Source organism: Sunxiuqinia indica, from assembly GCF_009847015.1.
In the GTDB taxonomy this organism is placed as follows: Bacteria; Bacteroidota; Bacteroidia; order Bacteroidales; family Prolixibacteraceae; genus Sunxiuqinia; species Sunxiuqinia indica.
The window spans coordinates 401,544-404,227 of record NZ_WVEM01000002.1 but is presented as its reverse complement, the minus strand read 5'-3'; the positions used below and the strand labels follow the sequence as shown (position 1 = coordinate 404,227).

General features: G+C 43.8%; 1 protein-coding gene. It reads left to right on the top strand.

All coding sequences use genetic code 11. The annotated features are described in order from the left end of the window. A partial coding sequence (locus GR929_RS04880; RefSeq protein ID WP_159517807.1) for a hypothetical protein occupies positions 1–2,684 on the top strand: 2,684 nt, incomplete at both ends.

Below are 2,684 nucleotides of genomic sequence, written 5' to 3'. Positions count from 1 at the left end.
TCTGGTGCGACGCTTCCCGACCTGTGCGCTGGTGGTACCGCATCCGTAACATTTACCGTATCGGATACCTGCCAAACACTGCCGGTAACATCCACATTCACCGTTACTCCGCCGGATCCGCTGGATGTGAATTGCCCCGAAAATGCAAGCTTGAATTCCTGCACTTCAAGCGAAGAAATCCAAGCTGCCTACAACTTATGGATCACAGAATTTAGTAATTCAGGAGGCTGCTCTCCATCTGACAATATCGACGAAATCCCAAGTCTTCCAGATCTCAGTTGTGGAGGATCAATCAGCTTTACATATATTGTAAGTGATTTGTGTGACACCATCGAGTGTACAAGTAACTTCAGTGTTACAGCAGACACAATTTCTCCGACACTTACTTGCCCGCCGGATCAAACTTATGAGGCTTGCAGTGTATCGGAAATAGAATCATTAACCGGATTAGCCTTCAATACAACACAGACAACAATCACGCAAAGTGACTACCAAAACGCAGGTGGATCAGTTTTAGAAAACTGTGGTATTGCGGAAATTACCTATCAGGATGATTCAACTGGAATTTGTCCAATAATTATCACTCGTACATTTGTCGTAGCTGATCTTTGTGGAAATACAGATACTTGTCAACAGATTATCAATATAGACGATACAATTTTACCAGAGATCACATGCCCGCCAGATACCGCTATTAGTATTAATGATTCAACTGATCCATCCAATACAGGAACTGCAACAGCAACAGATAATTGTACTCCTAATCCGGACGTATCTTATAGCGATGAAATAGTTTATGGCGAAAACCCTGCTGAATTTACTATTACCAGAACTTGGGTCGTCACCGACGGATGCGAAAATACTGCGTCTTGTGTTCAAATCATTGAATCCAATGACGTCACTCCTCCAGAAATCACTTGTCCTGCAGACGTTTCGGTTGAATGTTTCGACTTAACAGATACAACAAATACTGGAAGCGCGACAGCCACAGATGAATGCCTCCCAATTACAATAACGTATGAGGATGTTTCTGATGGAAATACTTGTCCTGAAGTAATTACACGTACCTGGACAGCAACAGACAATTGCGGAAACAGTGCTACTTGTGAGCAAATAATATCAATCGATGATATAACAGATCCAGTTATTACTTGCCCTGATAATGTAACCTTCGAGGCATGTTCAACAGATATATTAGCAGATTCTACAACTCTTGCCTACTCAGATACAAAAATAATTATTGATCTGATAACTCTTGAAAATGCAGGAGGAAGTGCTTCAGACAATTGTGCCATCAAGGAAATCAATTATATTGACATTCAAACAGGGCCCTGTCCAATCACAATTACAAGGACATTTACTGTAATTGACTCGTGTGACAACGTTGCAACCTGCAACCAAGTAATTACTATTGATGACACGACACCTCCTGTCTTTAATTCGCCATTGCCAAATGATACAACTGTTGAGTGTATTGATGTGCCTGCTCAAGCTATATTATCTGCAACTGACGAATGTGGAGAAGTCACGATAACAACAGATGTTGATCCTTTCACCGTTGACGAATGTGCAGGATATACAATTGTTTATCATTGGTTTGCAGAGGATGAGTGTGGAAACATTACTCCTTACACACAGACAGTTAACGTCAAGCCTGCTCCGATACCGGAACTAATCATCCCGACATTCCCGGATTCACTGAGCTGTGAAGAGGCTGATGCCTTTACAACACCTGCGGATACGATATTCAGTAATGGTTTAGGTGGCGATTGTGAGATTGGTGGAAATGCAATAGCTTCAATGACTAAAACATACGATGAATGTACCGGTGGTACAATCACCATCACGTACACGGCCAGCAGCGTTTGCGGCCAGACACTGATTAAAACGGCGACCATTAACGTGAAGCCGGCTCCGATACCGGAACTGATCATTCCGACATTCCCGGATTCACTGAGCTGTGCGGAGGCTGATGCCTTTACAACGCCTGATGATACCACATTCAGCAATGGGCTAGGTGGCGACTGTGAAATAAATGGCTCAGCAATTGCATCAATGACTAAAACATACGATGAATGTACTGGTGGTACAATCACCATCACGTACACGGCCAGCAGTGTTTGTGGACAAACGCTGATTAAAACGGCGACCATTATTGTCAAGCCAGCTCCAATACCGGAACTAATCATCCCGACATTCCCGGATTCACTGAGCTGTGAAGAGGCTGATGCCTTTACAACACCTGCGGATACGACATTCAGCAATGGTTTAGGTGACGATTGTGAGATTGGCGATAATGCTACGGCTTCAATGACTAAGTCATATGATGAATGTACGGGTGGTACAATCACTATCACTTACACGGCCAGCAATGTTTGTGGACAAACGCTGACTAAAACAGCGACGATCATTGTCAAGCCAGCTCCGATACCGGAACTGATCATCCCGTCGTTCCCGGATTCATTGAGCTGCGAAGAGGCTGATACCTTTACAACGCCTGCGGATACGACGTTTAGCAATGGTTTAGGTGGCGACTGTGAAATAAATGGCTCTGCAATTGCGTCAATGACTAAGTCATATGATGAATGTACGGGTGGTACAATCACTATCACTTACACGGCCAGCAATGTTTGTGGACAAACGCTGACTAAAACAGCGACGATCATTGTCAAGCCAGCTCCGAT